At 65.7% G+C, this 18813-nt stretch carries 19 protein-coding genes and 1 tRNA gene; 5 read left to right on the plus strand and 15 right to left on the minus strand.

Translation table 11 applies throughout. The features are described 5' to 3' along the window. Positions 1-11 precede the first annotated feature (11 nt). Together Q0082_RS09565 and Q0082_RS09570 are read right to left on the minus strand one after the other, a co-directional pair. Positions 12-88: transfer RNA gene (locus tag Q0082_RS09565), tRNA-Arg, on the minus strand. Between the two features lie 43 nt (positions 89-131). Then, entirely contained in the window at positions 132-560 is a 429-nt protein-coding gene (locus tag Q0082_RS09570) for a (deoxy)nucleoside triphosphate pyrophosphohydrolase (protein ID WP_298191909.1), read from the minus strand. Between the two features lie 78 nt (positions 561-638). Here Q0082_RS09570 and Q0082_RS09575 point away from each other — a divergent pair, with 78 nt between their 5' ends. The 3 genes from Q0082_RS09575 (at position 639) to Q0082_RS09585 (ending at position 1694) form a co-directional block, all read left to right on the plus strand. Beyond that, positions 639-815, plus strand: a complete 177-nt coding sequence (locus Q0082_RS09575; RefSeq protein ID WP_298191911.1) for a Flp family type IVb pilin — start codon at positions 639-641, stop codon at positions 813-815. Between the two features lie 211 nt (positions 816-1026). Next, a complete protein-coding gene (locus Q0082_RS09580) occupies positions 1027-1215 on the plus strand; it encodes a Flp family type IVb pilin (protein WP_298191913.1) in 189 nt (62 codons plus the stop codon). A gap of 290 nt (positions 1216-1505) precedes the next feature. Beyond that, positions 1506-1694: a Flp family type IVb pilin gene (locus tag Q0082_RS09585; RefSeq protein WP_298191915.1), complete on the plus strand. Its 189-nt coding sequence runs from the start codon at positions 1506-1508 to the stop codon at positions 1692-1694. A gap of 81 nt (positions 1695-1775) precedes the next feature. Here the strand turns inward: Q0082_RS09585 and Q0082_RS09590 are convergent, their stop codons facing one another. From Q0082_RS09590 to Q0082_RS09605, 4 genes are all read right to left on the minus strand, one after another. Next, positions 1776-3251, minus strand: coding sequence for a M48 family metalloprotease (locus tag Q0082_RS09590; RefSeq protein WP_298191916.1), 1476 nt, complete (start codon positions 3249-3251; stop codon positions 1776-1778). Between the two features lie 127 nt (positions 3252-3378). Beyond that, a complete protein-coding gene (locus tag Q0082_RS09595; RefSeq protein WP_298191919.1) occupies positions 3379-4335 on the minus strand; it encodes an acetyl-CoA carboxylase carboxyltransferase subunit alpha in 957 nt (318 codons plus the stop codon). A 10-nt stretch (positions 4336-4345) separates the two neighbouring features. Then, the gene (locus Q0082_RS09600) at positions 4346-5272 is read right to left on the minus strand and encodes a tyrosine recombinase (RefSeq protein ID WP_298191921.1); all 927 of its coding nucleotides are present in this window, start codon (positions 5270-5272) and stop codon (positions 4346-4348) included. 5 nt (positions 5273-5277) lie between these two features. Then, positions 5278-7182, minus strand: a complete 1905-nt coding sequence (locus Q0082_RS09605) for a hypothetical protein (protein ID WP_298191922.1) — start codon at positions 7180-7182, stop codon at positions 5278-5280. Positions 7183-7445: 263 nt separating this feature from the next. Between Q0082_RS09605 and Q0082_RS09610 the strand changes: the two genes are divergently transcribed. Together Q0082_RS09610 and aroB are read left to right on the plus strand one after the other, a co-directional pair. After that, positions 7446-8027 (plus strand): shikimate kinase, encoded by a 582-nt coding sequence (locus tag Q0082_RS09610; RefSeq protein WP_298191924.1) that lies wholly within the window; start codon positions 7446-7448, stop codon positions 8025-8027. Next, the gene (gene aroB, locus Q0082_RS09615) at positions 8018-9127 is read left to right on the plus strand and encodes a 3-dehydroquinate synthase (RefSeq protein ID WP_298191926.1); all 1110 of its coding nucleotides are present in this window, start codon (positions 8018-8020) and stop codon (positions 9125-9127) included. Before Q0082_RS09610 ends, aroB begins: the two co-directional genes overlap by 10 nt. Here aroB and Q0082_RS09620 read toward each other — a convergent pair. The 9 genes from Q0082_RS09620 to Q0082_RS09660 all read right to left on the minus strand — a co-directional run bounded on the left by Q0082_RS09620 (position 9124) and on the right by Q0082_RS09660 (position 18811). Continuing rightward, positions 9124-9576 (minus strand): DUF488 domain-containing protein, encoded by a 453-nt coding sequence (locus tag Q0082_RS09620; RefSeq protein WP_298191927.1) that lies wholly within the window; start codon positions 9574-9576, stop codon positions 9124-9126. The genes aroB and Q0082_RS09620 overlap by 4 nt on opposite strands. 5 nt (positions 9577-9581) lie before the next feature. Next, on the minus strand, positions 9582-9953 hold the full coding sequence (locus Q0082_RS09625) for a tRNA-binding protein (RefSeq protein WP_298191930.1): 372 nt from the start codon (positions 9951-9953) through the stop codon (positions 9582-9584). After that, positions 9953-10735, minus strand: a complete 783-nt coding sequence (locus Q0082_RS09630) for an enoyl-CoA hydratase-related protein (protein ID WP_298191932.1) — start codon at positions 10733-10735, stop codon at positions 9953-9955. Before Q0082_RS09630 ends, Q0082_RS09625 begins: the two co-directional genes overlap by 1 nt. Positions 10736-10843: 108 nt before the next feature. After that, entirely contained in the window at positions 10844-11809 is a 966-nt protein-coding gene (locus Q0082_RS09635; RefSeq protein ID WP_298191934.1) for a glucokinase, read from the minus strand. A gap of 49 nt (positions 11810-11858) precedes the next feature. Beyond that, on the minus strand, positions 11859-13679 hold the full coding sequence (gene edd / locus Q0082_RS09640) for a phosphogluconate dehydratase (protein WP_298191936.1): 1821 nt from the start codon (positions 13677-13679) through the stop codon (positions 11859-11861). Beyond that, the gene (locus Q0082_RS09645; RefSeq protein WP_298191939.1) at positions 13679-14290 is read right to left on the minus strand and encodes a 6-phosphogluconolactonase; all 612 of its coding nucleotides are present in this window, start codon (positions 14288-14290) and stop codon (positions 13679-13681) included. Before Q0082_RS09645 ends, edd begins: the two co-directional genes overlap by 1 nt. Continuing rightward, positions 14283-15731, minus strand: a complete 1449-nt coding sequence (gene zwf, locus Q0082_RS09650; RefSeq protein ID WP_298191941.1) for a glucose-6-phosphate dehydrogenase — start codon at positions 15729-15731, stop codon at positions 14283-14285. The genes Q0082_RS09645 and zwf overlap by 8 nt, the downstream gene beginning before the upstream one ends. Positions 15732-15842: 111 nt before the next feature. Further along, entirely contained in the window at positions 15843-16745 is a 903-nt protein-coding gene (locus Q0082_RS09655) for an alpha/beta hydrolase-fold protein (protein ID WP_298191943.1), read from the minus strand. A gap of 2 nt (positions 16746-16747) precedes the next feature. Continuing rightward, a complete protein-coding gene (locus tag Q0082_RS09660; RefSeq protein ID WP_298191945.1) occupies positions 16748-18811 on the minus strand; it encodes a glycoside hydrolase family 97 protein in 2064 nt (687 codons plus the stop codon). Between the last annotated feature and the right edge of the window lie 2 nt (positions 18812-18813).

Consider the following 18813-nt stretch of genomic DNA (forward strand, 5'->3'; position numbering starts at 1 on the left):
ATTTGGGGAAATGGCGCACCCGGAACGATTCGAACGTCCGACCCTCAGATTCGTAGTCTGATGCTCTATCCAGCTGAGCTACGGGTGCGTGGAAGCGCGCCTCTATAGCCGCCTTCCGGGCTTGGCAAGCCCTATTGCGGGTTTTTTGCGTCGCGCACGAGCGCGGCGGCAAGCGGCTCATCGAGCGGCGGCATCGAAAGCGCCCCGAGCGCTTCAGGTTGCAGCCATTGCAACTCGGCGCCGGGCTCGGGCACTGGCTCACCCTGCCAGCGCCGGCAAGTGTAGAGGAGAAGCACCAGCGGGCGCGCCGTGCCATCATGCGGGCTGGCCGCGAAAGTCAGCGGCGCAAGATCGGCCGCGTCGATGGTGATGGAGAGTTCCTCGGCAATCTCGCGCACCAGTGCGGCGGCGGGGCCCTCGCCCGGCTCCACCTTGCCGCCGGGAAACTCCCACAGCCCGCCATGCGTCCGCGCCGCCGGACGGCGCTGCATCAGCACGCGGCCTGCCCGATCCAACAGCGCCAGAGCGACCACAGTCAGCAATGTCGGCGGCGTTTGCATATCGTAGCATTCCATTTATGCTTTGTTAGCCCTGACGACCCTAGAATAAGCCCAGACACGGACAGGGGTATCCGATTGATGTTGGACTTTGTCCGCAAACCACTGGTGGACAATACGGGCGCCACCGCCATCGAGTATGGCTTGCTCATCGGTGTCATCGCAATGACGATGTTTTTCGGGATGAGCGCGTTCGTGAACTCGTTGTTCCTGATGTACAACACGATCGACGGCAACCTTACCCACGCCAAGAAGTGATCCGGCGCGTCTCTGCGTCCGCCCGCGATTGAGTTGCTGCGGGCCGTCGCCGATCTCGCGACCTGTGCAGGGCAGGTTAGGTTAGGCGGCACCTTTACGATTTATCAGGAAATGCCGGATAATTTGACACTCGCAATTTCGTGCGGCCGGGGGGTCGTAGTTGGCGAAAGAGCACGAGGCGGTGCGAGCCGCTAGGTGGAGGACCATTCGCATGACACTTATCAACAGGCTGCTTCGGGATGAAGAAGGCGCCACAGCTATCGAGTATGGCCTGATTGCCGCGCTGATTGCGGTTGCCGCGATCACCGCTATGGGCGCGCTCGGCAATTCGCTGTCGAACACGTTCACGCAGGTTTCGACCAAGATGAACAACGCGCAGGACGGCAAGGGTCCGTTCTAACACGCGGCGATTCGCACATGTTGACGCAGAGCGGGGGTGTGGTGTTCCACGCCCCCGTTTTGTTTTTGCGGCGCATGCGCGCGGGGATTGCCGGATATTCTTACAGCGCCGGGACGCGTCTGCACCGCGGTTAGCCCTCACATCACACATAGCGCAGCTGTTCGGCGCCCTCTTAAGTATTTCTCAGGAAGTGCCGGGTAATCTTACAGTCACTGGCCGGATGACCAGGGTGTCGTTGCGGCACGCTTCATCAATGCGTCGCTTGCCGCTGCCCTTGAGGATTTTTCGTAATGACCCTTCTCCGCAAACTCCTGGCCGACGAGAGCGGCGCAACCGCCATCGAATATGGTCTGATCGCTGCACTGGTCGCCACTGGCGCAGTTGTCGCGATGGGGGCGCTGGGCAATTCGCTGTCGAACACGTTCACCCAGATCTCGACCAAGATGAGCAACGCGCAGGACGGCAAGGGTCCGTTCTAAGCCGGCATAGCTGCTGCGCTGAAACGAGAAAGGGGGCGCCGGTTCAGGTGCCCCCTTTCTCGTGCGTGCCGGCCCGCTGAATCAATAGACGATCAGCTTGACCCTCGAGCCGGGAACGGGTTGGCTCGTCGATGCAAGTCCGTTGAGCACGAGGAACCGGTCGAGCGGCCGGTCGTCATAGGCCATGCGGCGCGCGAGCGACTGCAGCGTGTCGCCCTTCTTCACCGTCACCACCATAAGCCGCCGCGCACGCACCGCGCCGGCCTCGCCGATGGTTATCCGGCGCATCGACGAAAACATCGGATCAAACGCGTTCGCCTGTCCTGCGCTGCTGATCGTGGTGAAGTGGAATGCCTGGTTCGGCCCCCAAGCGTAGGCGAAAACGATGATGTCACGCGCGCCCTCGCTGGTGTTGGCGCGTGTCATGCCATAGGCTGCGGGAATGCCGTTCACCGTGGTCGTGCGGACTTCATCGGGCGCGATGCGCTGCTGGTCCGAGAGACCCGCGAAGACTGCGCGGACATAGGCATCAAGGTTGCCCGAATAGGGCGCCGTTGCCAGTTCGCCCTTCCCCGATTGCCCGCTGATCGAAACCGAGCGCGTACCATTGACGAGGTAGAAGCCCTGCGGCGCCTGGAAACTCATCCGGAAGCCGGGATGGATGAACTTGCGCCCATCGACCACGCCTTGCTTCGGATCATCGCCATAGGTGATGCCATCGACGCGGGTGAGAAAGGTGTCGCGATTGGTCATGCCCCGCGCGTTCGCACCGGCCAGCGCCAACGCGTTGGAGACGCGCGAGGCGGGATCGGGGTGGGTGCTTGCCCATTCCGGCACCTTGTCGGCCGTACCCGTAAGCTGTGCATCGAGCGCGGTCTGCGCGGCAAGGCTGCGCAACACAGTGCCCATCGCGCGCGGATCATAGCCGGCGCGCTTGAGGTAGGTGACGCCGAGCGAATCGGCCTCAGTCTCCTGCCCGCGCGAATATCTGAGCGTCAGGAGCTGGCTGCCGGTCGAGAAAATCTTCTGCCCGAGCTGGCCCAGCGCTGAATTGCCGAGCACCGCGCCAGCAAGGACCGAGCCGAGCACGCCGAGGATCGAGTTGCGGGTGGCCGCGCTCTCGCGCTTCTGCGAATGGCGCGCGGCGACATGGCCGACTTCGTGGCCGAGCACGCCTGCAAGTTCTGCCTCATTGTTCATCAGCGCCACGAGCTGGCGCGTGACGTAGACATAGCCGCCAGGGATGGCGAAGGCATTGTTCACGGGCGAATTGAGCAGCGTGACGGTGAAATCGCTGCGTGCGTTGCCGAGGCCGGACTGGAACGCGATCGTCTTGCCGACGCCTTCGACATAGGTCGCCTGCGGCCCGGTGACGCCGCCGCCGAATTCCGCGAGGAGCTGCGGATGGGCCTTGGCGCCTTGCGCCTTGTCCGCCGCGCTGATCGTGGAGACGGTGCCTTGTGCGCCCGCAGCAGACTGCGGCACGGTGGGGCCAGCGAGCACGAGGGCACCGGCACCGGCAGCAAGCAGGACAGCGCGAAACGGGCGATTGGTCATGGTCTCTCCCCTATTCCTGCCATCCACTGGGCATCAGGCCCGGCACCGACAGTAACGTGACGACACTCTAGCCAAGCCGGTGGCGGCAAGGCCAGAGGGCATTTGGTCCGTTAGGGGCAATAAGCGATCAGGCGCCGATGCGCAGAAACCGCTCAGCGCGCAGCGCGCGAAGTGTATCGGCGGGCTTCCCGGCAAGGGCCGAAAGTTCCTCCGCGATTGCCTTGCCCAGCGCGACCGCAGCGCCTGCACCATCGCGGTGCGCGCCGCCGACGGGTTCGGGCACGATGCGATCGATGACCCCGAGCGCAAGCAGGTCCTGCGCAGTCATGCGCATGGCCTCGGCGGCTTCAGGCGCCTTTTCGGCGGTGCGCCAGAGAATTGAGGCACAGCCTTCGGGCGAAATCACCGAGTAAACCGCATGTTCGAACATCAGCACGCGTTCGGCGCTGGCGAGCGCAACCGCGCCGCCCGAGCCGCCCTCGCCCACGATCGCGGCAACCATTGGCACGCCGAGCGCAAGGCAGGCTTCTGTGCTGCGTGCAATCGCCTCGGCCTGCCCGCGCTCTTCTGCCTCGACGCCCGGGAACGCGCCCGACGTATCAACGAGCGTGACGACCGGCAGGCCATAACGGCTTGCCATTTCCATCAGGCGCACAGCCTTGCGGTACCCCTCGGGCTTGCCCATGCCGAAGTTGTGGCGGATGCGGCTCTGCGTATCGTGGCCCTTCTCATGACCGATCAGCATGACCGCGCGCCCTTCGAGCGTTGCGAACCCGCCGACGATCGCGTGGTCTTCGCCGAACTTGCGGTCACCACCCAGCGGCATGAAATCGGTGAAGGCCTTGCTCACATAGTCGCGGAAATGCGGGCGCGCGGGATGGCGGGCGACTTGCGTCTTCTGCCACGGCGTCAGCGAGCGGTAGGTGCTGGCGAGCAGCTCGGCAGACTTGGACTCGAGGCGGCGGATCTCGGACGTGATGTCGAGCGCGCCGCCCTGCCCATGCATCTGGGCGGTCTCACGCAGTTCGGCGATGCGCGCCTCCAGCGCGGCGATCGGCTTTTCGAATTCGAGATAGGAAATCATCCGCGCCGCGCTAGGGCTGGCTCGCCGCGAGGTCAACCTCTGGCGCCGGGTTTTGCGCCCTGTCGCCAAGCGGATGGCGGGCATTCACGAGCGCGACAAGCCGCGCGGCATCGACGTGGGTGTAGATCTGGGTCGTCGCGATATCGGCATGGCCGAGCAAGGTCTGCAGCACGCGCAGGTCCGCACCTCCCTCGAGCAGATGCGTCGCAAAGGCATGGCGCAGGACATGGGGGCTGACCTTCTCGGGGTCGAGTCCGGCGCGCAATGCCAGATCGCGCAGCAGCTGAAAGAGCCGCACCCGCGTCAAGTGCCCGCCGCGTGGGCTGGGAAACACCCAGCGCCCGCCTTTCGGGCGCAAGTTGAGCCAGGCGGAGAGCGCAGCGCTCGCCCGCGCGCTCACAGGCACCATGCGCTGCTGGCCGCCCTTGCCGGTGATCATCAGGAACGGCGCATCACGCGGAACAGCGGCCAGCGGTAGCGAGACGAGTTCGGTGGCGCGCAGGCCCGAGCCATAAAGCAGTTCAAGCAGTGCAAGCATGCGGGCGCCCTCCCCCGCTTCGGCCTCGCTCTCCGCCAGCGCGAACAGCGCAGCAATCTCCCCGTGGCCAAGCAGGCGCGGCAACGGGCGGCGAATGCGCGGGCGCGGCAGCGCGGCGGAGGGATCGTCGCTGCGCAGCCCTTCATCGGCCAGAAAGCCATAGAACTGGCGCAGCGCAGACGCCTTGCGCGCGAGGCTCGAGGGCGCAAGCTCGCGCCAGACTTCGGTAAGGCGGGCGATAGCCTCGCTGTCTGCCTTGACCAGATCGCCGATCTCTTCGCGCGCGGCACGCAAATCACGGCCATAGGCCGCCAGCGTGTTGGCTGCAGCCCCCCGCTCAGCGGCAAGCATGGCCAGGAATGCAGCAATCGGATCATCAAGGACAGCCGCTGGCGCCATGCCCGTCAGACCCGCGCCACGGCCTCCGCTGCAATCATCCGCGCCTCGCCTTCAAGCCCTGCACGGCGCAGCGCGGCGACGATGTGGTAGAGGTGCAGCGGGGTCATCTTGTCCCACCCGCTGCCCTGCATGCCAAACCCCGCCAGCAGGGCGACGAGCACCGGGTTCTCCGAGGCGGCGGCGGCATCGATGGCGCGAGTCCAGCGCGTTTCGCGCGCGAGATCGAGCTTGAGATCATCGGAAACGCGGCGTGCAGTTGCGGGATCGACGCGGCCAAGCCCCATGAGCCCGGCGAGAAGGAAGCGCGAGCGCAGGCCACCCGTACTGGTATCGCCTGACTGGAATGTGCCCAGTGTGTCGGCGCTGATTGCGGTGGACTTGGCGGGCGCAGCAAGCGCGATCAGCCCCCAGGCCTCGCTACCGGCCGGCACCACGCTCGCCCAGCGGGCAGCGTTGCGATCGAGCCCGGCGGTGAGCATCGAGGCAATCAGGCCCTTGGCGTCTCCGGAGAGATCGGCACTCGGCGTGATCCGCGCGGCGGCATAAGCGGTGAGGACAAGCCGCGAATAGGCGCGGTCAGGATCGCTGCCATCGCCCCACAGGCTGCGGATCGCAGAAAGCCGATCCGCCACTTCGGCAGCCAGATAGGCGCTGCGCAGCGTATCAGCGAGCGGCCCCCAGGTTCCGTCCGGCTCATCGAGCGCGTGGATCTCGCTGTAGAGATCGACCATCGCCGTCGCGGACAGGATGCCGCGCTCGGCTGCCACATCGGCAGCTTCGGCGCGGGCGGCGAGCGGGAGCATCGGCGCTCGCACTGCGAGCACTGCATAGGCCGCGCCCGCTTGCTTGCGCAGCGCCTCGGGGGGTTCGAGCCCGGTGGCAAGCGCTAGGCCGGTGCGCCACGGGGTAAGATTGCCCACCCCGGTCCATTCGATCTTGACTGCGCGGTGCCCTTGACTGGCCGCTCCGGCGAACTTCTGGGCCAGCAGAATGTCGATCTTCGCAGCGACGCCCTTGCGCATCGCGTTGTCGAGCACGGCAAGCGCAGGCGCGCCCTCTCCGCCTGTGAAGGCCGTGCAGATTGCCTTCGCAAGCGTCCAGTCCGGTCCCGAGCGCCCGGCGGCAGTGAGTGCGGTAATCGGGCAAAGGCCGACCGGATCGGCGGTAGCGAGGAAGCTCCCCATCGCCGCGTTTTCCAGGGTCTTCGTGTAGAAGCCGCTGTCAACTTCCTGCACCATGGCGCGCGCGGCGTCGGCTTCGCCCATGCGCAGCAGCACCTCCGCGCGCAGCGCCGCCCAATCCGCACCGTTCATGCCTACGGGGGTGTCAAGGCGGCTTGCAAGCGCCCGGCGCAGCAAGATGTGCCCCCATCGCGAGACGAGATCGCCGCGTATGCTGGACAGGAGCCCCGCAACGAACGGGCCGTTGAGGTAGTGGCTGGAGACCGCCGGGAAACCACCGTCTGCCTGATCGAAGAAGCCTACGCGCGAGAGGCTGCGCTGTGCCTGCGGGGGTATGTCGGCGCGCGGCTTGGCGCTGGCGATGAGCTGGTCGATTAGCGCGGGGTCGATATCGCCAAGGCCATTGGCGACAGCAACCGGCGCTGCGGCAACTGGTGCGGTTGCAGGCGTGCCGGGGAGCGGCTGCACCGTCGGCACCGCAACCGCTTGCGCAGTGGGTGAAGAGGCCGGGCGCTGCACGTTGACAACGGCAGCGGCGCCAGGCCGCGTCGGTGCTGGGGTACTCGAAGCCGCCGGCCGCGGAGGCGCCTGCGGCTTGCGCACAGGTGCGGCCGGCTTGTCGTCGAAGCCCGGCGGCAGCAACGACTCTTGCGCGGTAACGGCAAGCGCCGAGAGCGCGCCAGCCGCAGCGCATGCCAGCAAGGCAAGGCGCAGGTGCACGCGTCTCATGAACCCGCCTGTGCGCTCGGGGCTGCCACGGGCATCTCGATCCAGCGGGTTGGCTGTGTATCCCCCATGATCCATGCGAAAGCCAATATCGCCACCACCACCAACAACAAGAGGACGCCCACAATCCCAATGCGATAACGGGCCAGAATTCGAGCTTTCACCAAAACGCTCCCGCGGCCGTTCCTGCCGTGCGGCGACGGCTCTTGTACGATCCCTGCTCAACCCTTGCACTCGCCCCTAGCGCAACTATAGGCGGCGCGGCAATGGAGCACGACGAACACGCCTTTTCAGCGGCTGCGATCCAGCGGCTCGCCGCCCGGCTTGACCGGCCGATCGTGCTGGTAGGCATGATGGGTGTTGGCAAGACAACGGTCGGCCGCCGGATTGCCGCGATGCTGAACGTGCCCTTCTGCGACGCCGACGAGGAGATCGAGAAAGCGGCGCAGATGTCGATCCCGGAGATCTTTGCGCAGTTTGGCGAACCCTATTTCCGCGGCGGCGAGCGCCGCGTGATCGCAAGGCTTGTGGGCGAAGATGGCGTGCCGGTGCGCCGCGTGCTCGCCACAGGCGGCGGCGCCTTCGTCGATCCGGAGACGCGGGCGCTCATCCTGCGCCGCGCAATAGCGGTCTGGCTTGACAGCGATGTCGATACGCTGGTCGCGCGCGTGGGGCGCAAAGGCAATCGCCCGCTACTGAAGAACGGCAACCCGCGGGAGATTCTGGCCAAGCTCAAGGCCGAACGCGGCCCCGCCTATGCCGAGGCGCCGATCCACGTGAAAAGCGGCAACCAGCCTCACCAGGCGACCGCGCTCACCATCCTGAAGGCAATTGACGCATGGCTGTGATCCCCGTCAACATCGCCGGTGCGCCCTATGAGGTGCGGATCGAGACCGGATTGCTGGCGGCCGCGGGCCGGAACTGCCGGCCGTTCATTCGCGGCGGCAAGGTGGCGGTGGTGACAGACGAGCGCGTCGCGGCCGCCTGGCGCGAGACGGTCGCGGGCTCGCTCCTTGCCGAAGGGATCGCCAGCGAGTGGCTGGTATTGCCGGCGGGCGAGACGACGAAGAGCTGGGAATACCTCGCCCGCACGGCTGACTGGCTGCTCGAACAGGGAGTCGAACGCAAGGACAGCGTCATCGCGCTTGGCGGCGGGGTGATCGGCGACCTGACGGGCTTTGCCGCCTCGATGGTCAAGCGCGGCTGCGGGTTTATCCAGATGCCCACGACGCTCCTTGCGCAGGTCGATTCGAGCGTGGGCGGGAAGACAGCAATCAACACCGCGGCAGGCAAGAACCTTGTGGGTGCGTTCCATCAGCCGGTGCTGGTGCTGGCCGATCCGCTGGCGCTCGATACGCTGCCGCCACGCGAGACGCGCGCAGGTTATGCCGAGGTCGTGAAGTACGGCCTGATCGACGATGCCGAGTTCTTCCACTGGTGCGAGGCCAATGGCCCGGCACTGCTGGCTGGCGATGCCAAGGCGCGTGAGCATGCGATTGCAAAGAGCGTTGCGGCCAAGGCGCGGATCGTCGCGGCGGACGAGAAGGAAACGCTGGGCGTGCGCGCGCTGCTCAACCTCGGCCATACCTTCGGCCATGCGCTGGAGGCCGAGACGGGCTTTTCGGACCGGCTGCTCCACGGCGAGGGGGTCGCGCTAGGCATGGTCTTGGCGGCGCGCTATTCGGCGCGGATCGGCCTGATGAACGGGCAGGATGCGGAACGAGTGGCGGCGCATATCGGTGCGGCCGGGCTGCCCTCATCGCTAGCCGCACTGGGTCTCGCCTGCGATGGCGCGCGGCTCAAGGCGCATATGCTCCATGACAAGAAGATGGATGCAGGCACCCTGCCCTTCCTGCTGATGCGAGGGATCGGGCAGACGTTTCTGGCGAAGGACGTCGATCTCGCCGATGTGGCCACTTTCCTCGATGCAGAGCTGACGCGCGGCTAAGCCGGGTCGTCCGGCAGCAGATCGACCGCTTCGAAGCCCGGCAGCACAGCCTCACGCAGCAAGGTGCGATGGCATTCTGCCGCAGCGCGCTCGTAGCACAGCAGCGCGACCTTGCGCTCGCACGCCAGTCCGGCAAGCACCGCACCAGCAGCCATGGCCTCGGGCAATTCCAGTTGAGCTGCGTAAATGGCGGAAAGGGCCGTGTGATCGCCGCGCCGCGCCGCCGCCCGGCCATCCGCCGGCGTGCCCAGCTCCTTGAAGTGGCGATACTCGATCCCAGCCTCCTTCGCAGCGCCGGCAAGCGCGGTCTTGGAGAAACCCGGCCGCCGGGAGAGCGGCAGTGCCCGCACATCGGCGAGCACCTCAACGCCCGCGCGGGAAAGCGCGGCCATCACCCCTGCTACAGTCGCCTGCTCATAGCCAATGGTCCAGATGGTCGGGCCGGCCATGCCGTTCAGAACAGGCGGGCGCCGTTGGGCACCTTGCCATCCGGCGCGAAGAGCACGACGCGGCCCTCCTCGTCGGGAAAGCCGACCGTCAGCACTTCGGACATGAACTTCCCGATCTGGCGCGGTGGGAAATTGACCACCGCCGCGACCTGCCGGCCGACGAGTTCGTCGGGCGAGTAGAGCGCGGCAATCTGTGCGCTCGAACGCTTCACGCCGATGCCCTCCCCGAAGTCGATCGCCAGTTTTAGGCTGGGCTTGCGCGCTTCGGGATAGGGTTCCGCACTCACGATCGTGCCCATTCGGATATCAACCTTGAGGAAATCGTCAAAGCCGATGAGGTCTGCCGCAGGGGCTGCAGGATCGTGTTCGAGATGCATTATTGGCCCTTAAACTGTGCTTTCCGCTTTTCGAGAAAGGCCTTGATGCCCTCGGCAGCATCGGCGCTATCGCCGGCTTTCCACTGGCCTTCCGCTTCGATCAGTAGCGCGGCAGGGAGATCGGTTTCAAGCGCGCGGGCGACATTCTGGCGCATCACGCCGAGCGCAACGGTCGGGCCGTTGGCGAGGCGTTCGGCCAGCGCCATGGCTTCCCCGGCAAGTGCCGCGTCGTCGACCGCCTTGTAGATCATACCCCATTCCTCGGCCTTTTCGGCGCCGACGCGTTCGCCCAGCATCATCATCTGCAGCGCGCGCGACTTACCGATGAGGCGCGGCAGCACCCAGCTGGCGCCGCCATCAGGCACGAGGCCGATGTTGACGAAAGCCTGCAGGAAATAGGCGCTCTTCGCCGCAAGCACGAAATCGCCCATCAGCGCGATCGAGCAGCCAACGCCAGCGGCGGGGCCGTTGACCGCAGTGACCAGCGGCACGCCGAGGCGAGAGAGCTTGGCGATCATCGGGTTGTAATGCTCGGTCAGCGCCTTGTAGCTGCCCGCGCCGCCAGCAACGCTGCGCTTTCCGGTCGCGGCGAGATCGGCGCCCGAGCAGAACGCCCGGCCCTCACCCGTGATGACGACGGCGCGCGCGCCTTCAAGGTCATAGAGCGCATCGCCGATCTCGACCGCCATGTTGGGCGGGCAGGCATTGAGCCGCTCCGGCCGGTTGAGCACGATGCGGCGGACAAGGCCGACATTTTCGACGCGGATCGTTTCGTAGGACATCGCTCTTTCCCTTAATCGCTCGGTTAAGGGCATGGCTAAGCCAGCGATGCGGGCTTGGCAAGCCGGTTCAGCCGGTCCTCACAAAAGCGCCAAGGTTCAGCCCAGGTGTCAGGAATGCGCCTGCGCGAAGGCCGCCGCCGCGCCGAACAGGCCGGGCTGCGGGTGGGTGATCAGCTTGACCGGCATCGCCGCCATGAGGCTTTCGAACCGGCCCTTCGAGGTGAAACGTTCGGCAAAGCCTGAGCGCACGAGTGTATCCTTGATACGCAGGCCCAGCCCGCCCGCCATGACAAGCGCGCCGGCTCCATGTGCGAGTGCGAGATCGCCCGCCACGCTGCCGAGCGAGAGACAGAAGCGGTCGACCGCAGCAGCAGCGAGGCTGTCCTCGCCGCTGGTGCCGAGCGCCCAGAGCTCCTTGTCGGTAAGCGAGGTAATCGCGCGGCCTTTTATGCTGGCTAGGGTCTCGTAGATATCGACGATCCCGGGCCCCGCTACCACGCGCTCGGCCGAAACGCGGCGGTGCCGCCCGCGCAAGCGCGCAAGGATGGCGTCCTCGATCTTGTCGAGCGGGGCGTAATCAATGTGGCCGCCCTCGGTGGGCTGGACATGATAGGTGCCGCGCTGGCGCCAGAGCTGCGCGACACCGAGTCCGGTACCGGGCCCGACAACGCTGATCGTGCCTTCTTCCGGCAACGGCACTTCGGGTCCGCAAAGGTGCAGGAAGTGCGCATCGTCCGCCTGCGCGACCGCATGCGCCACGGCAGCAAAGTCGTTGACGACAACATAGTCCGGCGCGCCGAGCTTCTCGGGGATCAGCGCAGGACGAATGATCCAGGGGTTGTTCGTGAAGCGAATGATCTCGCCGCCGACCGGCCCTGCCACGGCAATCGCAACGGCAGCGGGCAGCGTCCCCCCGGAGAGACGAGCAAACTCTTCCCATGCGAGCTGGAAACTCGGGTGATCGGCAGTCTTGAGCGTTACGGCCTCGCCCAGCGAGACGACACGCCCGGCCTCTACCTCGGCCAGCGCAAAGCGGGCGTGTGTTCCGCCGATATCGACCGCGACAAGTTGCATGCCTCTCTCCCCCCTCGTGCGCTGCTCTATGGCAACGCCTGCTTATGCCTCAAAGCCCGCCGAGCGCCAGCATTGCCGAGCCGCCGCGTTCGGCTGGGTCGGCAAATTGGCGCATCATGGCGAAGAGTTCGCGGCCGACGCCGACCGCCTCTTCCGGTGCCTGCGCCGGAGTACGGCTAGCCCATTCCGCCTCGTCCACCAGTGCCACGAGTTCGCCGCTCTCGGCGCAGACGCGCACCACATCGCCATCCTTGAGCAGCGCGAGCGCGCCGCCCTTCTTGGCTTCCGGCGAGACGTGGATGGCCGCAGGAACCTTGCCCGAGGCGCCCGACATGCGCCCGTCGGTGACGAGCGCAACGCGAAAACCGCGGTCTTGCAGGACGCCAAGCGAAGGGGTCAGCTTGTGCAGTTCGGGCATGCCGTTGGCAGCTGGCCCCTGGAAGCGCACGACGACGACGACATCGCGTTCGAGTTCGCCCGCCTTGAACGCTTTCAGCACATCGTTCTGATCGGAGAACACGCGGCACGGCGCCTCGATCGTCCAGCGGCTGCGATCGACCGCACTCACCTTTATCGTGCCGCGGCCAAGGTTGCCATGGACCAGGCGCAAGCCGCCCTCGGGCTGGAACGGTTCGGCCACCGGGCGCAGCATCGCGGGGTTCAGGCTTTCGCGGGGCGCAGGGTTCCAGCGCAGCGCATCGCCGTCCAGAACGGGCTGCTGCGCGCCATCGAGCAGAGATGTGCCGTAGACCGTGCGGATATCGCCATGGGCAAGGCCCGCCTCGACCAATTCGCGGATCACGTAGGGCATGCCGCCCGCGTCCGCGAAGCCGTTCACGTCGCCCGAGCCGTTGGGATAGATGCTCGCGATGAGCGGGACGGCGCGGGAGAGCTCATCCATGTCGTCCCAGTCGATCTGTACACCGGCAGCGCGCGCGATGGCGGGGAGATGGATGACGTGGTTGGTTGAGCCGCCGGTGGCGAGCAAGCCGACGATGGCGTTGACGATCGCCTTTTCATCGACACAGTGGCCAAGCGGGCGGTAATCATCGCCATCCCAGGTGATCTGCGTAACGCGATGGACGGCGGCGCGGGTCAGTTCCTGGCGCAGCTTGGTTCCGGGATTGACAAAGCTGGCGCCGGGCATGTGAAGCCCCATCATTTCCATCATCATCTGGTTGGAATTGGCGGTGCCATAGAAGGTGCACGTGCCGGCGCTGTGGTAGCTTGCACTTTCGCTTTCGAGGAGTTCCTCCCGCGTCGCCTTGCCTTCGGCATAGAGCTGGCGGATGCGCTGCTTTTCCTTGTTGGCGAGGCCCGTCTGCATCTGGCCCGCGGGCACGAGGATCGTCGGCAGGTGGCCAAAGCGTAGGCTGCCGATGAGCAGGCCGGGCACGATCTTGTCGCAGATGCCGAGCAAGAGCGCCGCCTCGTACATGCCGTGGCTGAGGCCGACCGCAGTGCCCATTGCGATGTTGTCGCGGCTGAACAGCGAAAGCTCCATCGAGGCCTGACCCTGCGTCACGCCATCACACATCGCCGGAACACCGCCTGCAACCTGCGCAGTCGCGCCAACCTCGCGGGCGAAAATCTTGATCTGCTCCGGGTAGCGGCCATAGGGCTGATGCGCCGAAAGCATGTCGTTGTAGGCGGTGATAACGCCGATGTTGGTGCTCTTGCCCGTGCGCAGTGCAATCTTGTCGTCGCCCGCCGCCGCAAAGCCGTGTGCGAGGTTGCCGCAGGAGAGCACATCGCGGTTTACGCCCGCATCGCGGGCACGGGCGATGAGATCGAGATAGGCAGCGCGGCTCTGCGCCGAGCGGGCGATAATCCGGTCGGTGACTTTGGCAACAACAGGGTTCAGGGGCATCATTCGCTCCAGTAGATCGTGACAGGCGGTCCGTAGCCGCGCAGGAAATCGGAGACGGGATAGGCGTCGGACCCGGCGAGCCCGGTTTCGATTAGCGCCTTCTTGGACGCGCCGGTGACGACGAGGATAATCTCTTTCGTGGCCTTGAGCGCGCGCTTGTTGAGCGTGAGCCGGTCGAACGGCGCTTCGGGCGGCAGCGGGATCGGGGTCGTCGCGATCACAGTCGGGCCGGGCCGCACCAGCGCGTGCATGTGCGGGAAGAGCGAGGCGACATGGCCGTCCTCACCCATGCCGAGCCAGACGAGATCGAAGGGTTCGACGGGAACACCCTCTTCCAGACGCTCGAACACTGCGCCAGTTCTAGCAAGCGCAGCGTGGAGCTTGCCGAAGTTGCTCGCGGGGTGATCATCCGGCACGCGCCGATCGTCGGTTAGCGCGATGGTGGCGCAGGTCCAATCCAGATCCTGCTGGGCCAGCAGCGCGAAGACCTTGAGCGGGGTCGAGCCGCCTGTGAACGCGAGCCGCTTGGGCCCGGGCTTTGCGAGCACGCGGGCAATGTGCGCGGCAACTGCAGCGGCGTCGCCCGGGTTAGCCCATGTGACGTCAGTCATGCCAGCTGCGCCCGTCGCGCTCGGTGAGCGCAATGCCGGCGTTTGGCCCCCAGCTGCCAGCGGCATAAGGCCTTACTTCCATCTTGGTTTCGGCCCAGACGCGGCGGATTGCATCGACCCAGGTCCACTGGGCCTCGACCTCATCACGCCGGACGAACAGGGTCTGCTCGCCTTCGATCAGATCAAGCAGTAGCCGTTCATAGGCAATGCGCCGGCGGGCCTTGGCAAACGCGGTGGTGAGCGAGAGATCGAGGTTCACTTCGCGCAGCACCACGCCGCCCCGGTCGAGCCCCGGCTCCTTGGCCATGACCTGCAGCCGCACATACTCCTCGGGCTGGAGGCGGATCACGAGGCGATTGGCCGCCAGCTTGCCGCCGCGCTGCGAGAAGATGTTGTGCGGCACCCCCTTGAACTGGACGACGATCTCGCTGCGCCGCTCGGCAAGGCGTTTACCGTGCCGCAAGTAGAACGGCACGCCCTGCCAGCGCCAGTTATCGACGTGTGCCTTGATCGCGACGTAAGTCTCGGTGTCGGAAGCCGCGCCAAGATCGTCGAGATAACCGGTGACCGCGCTGCCACCCACGGCGCCTGCGCCATATTGTCCGCGCACCATTTCCTCGGCCTTTACCGGGCGCAGCGCGCGCAGGACCTTGACCTTCTCGTCGCGGATTGAGGTGGCGTCGAACTCGACCGGGGGCTCCATCGCGGTGAGCGCGACGAGCTGAAGCATGTGGTTCTGCACCATGTCGCGCAGCGCGCCGGTGTCGTCGTAGAACCCCTTGCGGCCTTCGAGACCGACCGTTTCGCTGACGGTGATCTGCACGTGATCGATGCCCGCGCTGTTCCACAGCGGCTCGAACATCATGTTGGCAAAACGCAGCGCGAGGAGGTTCTGGACCGTTTCCTTGCCGAGATAGTGATCGATGCGGAAGATCTGCTTCTCCGCAAAACCGGCGGCGACAGCATCGTTGATGCGGCGGCTGGAGGCAAGATCGTTGCCGAGCGGCTTTTCCAGGCCGATGCGCACGCCTTCATGGGCGAGGCCCGCAAGCCGGAGGCCTTCGATGGTCGGCTCGAACAGGGCGGGCGCGGTCGAGAGGAAGATCGAAAGGCCGCACGAGGTGTCGCCAAGCTTTTCGGCAAGCCCCGCAAAGCCTTCGGGCTTCGAGGCGTCGAGAGTCTGATATTCGAGGCGCTCGAGGAAGCTTACGAGCTTGGTATCATCGCGGCGATCGGCGGGGAGGAACTCCTCCAGCGCAGCGCGCGCCATCTCGCGGAATTCGGTATCATCATGCACCGAACGCGCGGTGCCGACGATGCGCAATGTGGGGTCGATCAGGCCATCCTCGTGCAGCGCGTAGAGCGAGGGCAGCAGCATGCGCCGCGACAGATCGCCGGTCGCGCCGAACAGGAGCAGGGCGGAACAGCTGGTGGCGGCCATGGGCGGCATACTCCTTAACCGGGCAGCTGCACGAGAGCGCCCGAAGGCTCCCTAGACCCGAATGCCTTGGGCTTCAGCACGCATAAGTATGCGAGTTGGAATGGACAAGCCTCAGCGCCGGAAGAGCCATTCGAAGATTTCCGGCAGGCGCGCGGCCCAGGCGTTCTCTTCGTGCTCTGCGCCCGGGTAGATGCGGCTCTCGAAATCGCTACCGCGCCGCCAGCCAAGCTTTGCGAATTCGGCGTCGATCGGTTCCTGATAGGGCGCGTAAAAGGCATCGAGCGTGGCTGTGCCATGGTCCATCCAGATGCGCCGGCCGGCGGGAGCGCCCATCGTGCGATCGAAGAAGCCGGTCCAGAGCGCCAGCGTTTCGGAGTTGAAGCCCTTGATCGTATCGGGGCCGATGGCGGGCCAGTGCGAACTGATGCAGGCGGCCTGCCCGTAGCCATCGGGGCGCGCGGCGATGGCGTAGCAGCTCATCAGGCCGCCCATGCTGGAGCCCGCGATGGCGGTATCCTCCCGGCCCGGTCGGGTGCGGAACGAAGCATCGACCCAGGTCTTGAGCGGCCCGGCGAGCCAAGCGAGATAAGCATCCGAGATCACCGGCGCGGCGGCGATCGCGTCCATCTTTGCTTTCAGCGCAGGCGGCGCGGCATCATAGGCGGGGCGCGGCAGGTACTGGCGGAACCGGTCCTCGCCGGGGGCCCAGATGCCGACAATGATGCGCGGCTCGATCCCCTGCCCCATTACCGTGAGCATGGCCTTGTCGGCCGCCCAGATCTTGTTGAAATTGCTGTTCTTCAGATCGAACAGATTGTGCCCGTCGTGCATGTAAAGCACAGGATAACGCTTGCCCGAAGTGTCGTAGCCCGGCGGCAGCCAGATCGTGAAGCGCTGGGGCGGGAGACCCGCCGCCCGCACCTCGGTGTATTCGATGCGCCGCCCGGTGTCCTCCTGGGCGGCGGCCAGCCCCGGCAAGAGCAGCGCGGCGAGGAGGAGGAGCAAGCGCCACATGGTCACTTGCCCGGATGGAGCCTGATCGCAGCGCCGCCACCAGGGGCGAGCCAGAGCGGGATCTTGTCGCCCTTCTTCACAGTCAGCGTCGCATAGGCGATCTTGTGGCGGGCTTCAGTGGCATAAGTCGCCCCTTCCCCGTCCTTCCAGATCGTCGCGGTATAGGTCTTGCCCGCGTCGAGGAAATCCATCGCGAGCGTGACATCGCGCGCAGTGGCGTCGTTCACGCCGCCGACGAACCAGTCCTCGCTGTTGCGGTCCTTGCGCGCGAAGATTGCGTAATCACCTACTGCACCCGCGATCAGGTGGCTCTCCGACCAGTCTGCGGGAACTGCGCGAATGAACTCCAGTTCTTTCGGATGCGCAGCAAGGCTCTCGATGAAATCCGATGCCATCTGGATCGGCGAATAGATTGCGAGATAGAGCCCGAGCTGCTTGGCAAGCGTCGAGGCCAGCGGCACGTGGTTCGCCCCTTCCAGGCTGAGCATGCCGGGGGTGAAATCCATCGGACCCGAAAGCATGCGGGTGTAGACCAGCGTCGGCTCATGGTCCGGCCCGTTGGCGAACTCACCCCAGGCGTTATACTCCATGCCGCGCGCGCCTTCGCGGTCGATCCAGTTTGGGTATGTGCGGCGGAGCCCGGTGTCCTTGACCGGCTCGTGCGCATCAATCGCCACCTGATACTTTGCCGCCGTTTCGACGACCTTCATGTGGTGCTGCACGTTGCGCTGGCCTTCATGCCATTCCATGCGGACTTCGCCGGGCTTGTCGCCGGGGGCGATGATCCCGCCAGCGTCCGCGACATAGCCGGTCTTGACCGAATGCATGCCGAGCGACTGATACAGCTTCATCGCCGGTTCGAGCTGGGCCTCGTAGTTGGCGATGTTGCCGCCTGTCTCGTTGTGGCCAATCAACTGGACCTTCTTCTTCGCGGCATAGGCGGTGACGGCCTTGAGATCGAAATCCGGCACCGCCTCGGTAAAGCTGAAGTCCTGCCCGTGGCCGAACCAGTCACCATTCCAGCCCTTGTCCCATCCTTCGACGAGAAGCCCGCCGAAGCCGTTCTTCGCAGCGAAATCGATGTACTGCTTGGCGCGCTCGGTGGTTGCGCCGTGGCGCGGACCTTCGGCCCAGGTCCAGTCGCCGCGGATCATGCCCCACCAGATGCCGATGTACTTCATCGGCTTGAACCACGAGACATCGCCGATCTTGTTCGGCTCGTTGAGATTGAGCTCGAGATCGTTCTCGACAAGGCCCGCCGCGCTGTCGGCAATGCGGATCGTGCGCCAGGGGGTGTTGAACGGCAGGTCGCGGATCACGGCGGAGCCGCGCGAGGATGGCGCTAGAGTCGTGCGGAACAACTGCCGCTCGGCGCGCTTGAAGTACATCGCCGAATAATCGACCAGTGCGGCCTCATGGAACGCGAGGTGCGTGCCGTCCTCAAGCCACATGGTGATCGGTGTCTGCGCGGTGGCGACCGCATCGATCGGCGTGCGCTGGTAGATCTGTTCCTCGCGGTTCCATTCAAGGCCAGCTACCCAGAATGCGGTGCCGGGCTGCGCGATGTCGAACTCGGTCCACTCGTCACCGATCTTCAGCGTCTTTAGGCCGGGCTGCTCGGGCAGTTCATAGCGAAAGCCGAAGCCATCATTGAACAGGCGGAAGCGCACGTTCATCCGGCGGCCGGCGTAGTCGGCATTCTGTTCGAAGCGGACGAGCACTTCGTTGTGATGATCGCGCACGAAGCGCCGCTCGCCCCAGGGCTGTTCCCACGTGCTGTCTGCGCTCGCGGCTTCCGAACCAGTGATGCGGAAGCCACGCACCAGATTAAGCCCGTCCGTCAGCGTAAAGCCGAGCTTGGAGGCGCCAATCAGCAGCTTGCCCTTGCGCGAGAGCGAGTAGACCGGGCGGTCGCTGCCATCAGTGGTGACGGTGAGGACGAGGCTGCCATCGGGCGATGCGGCGGTAACGACGGCCTTCTGCGGCGCGGTCTGAGCGAAAGCGGCATTGGGCAGCAGCGCGGCGGCCAGCGCCATGAGGGCGGCCTTGCGGTTCAGGCGGAGCATGG

This window comes from Novosphingobium sp. (assembly GCF_027489515.1).
In the GTDB taxonomy this organism is placed as follows: Bacteria; Pseudomonadota; Alphaproteobacteria; order Sphingomonadales; family Sphingomonadaceae; genus Novosphingobium.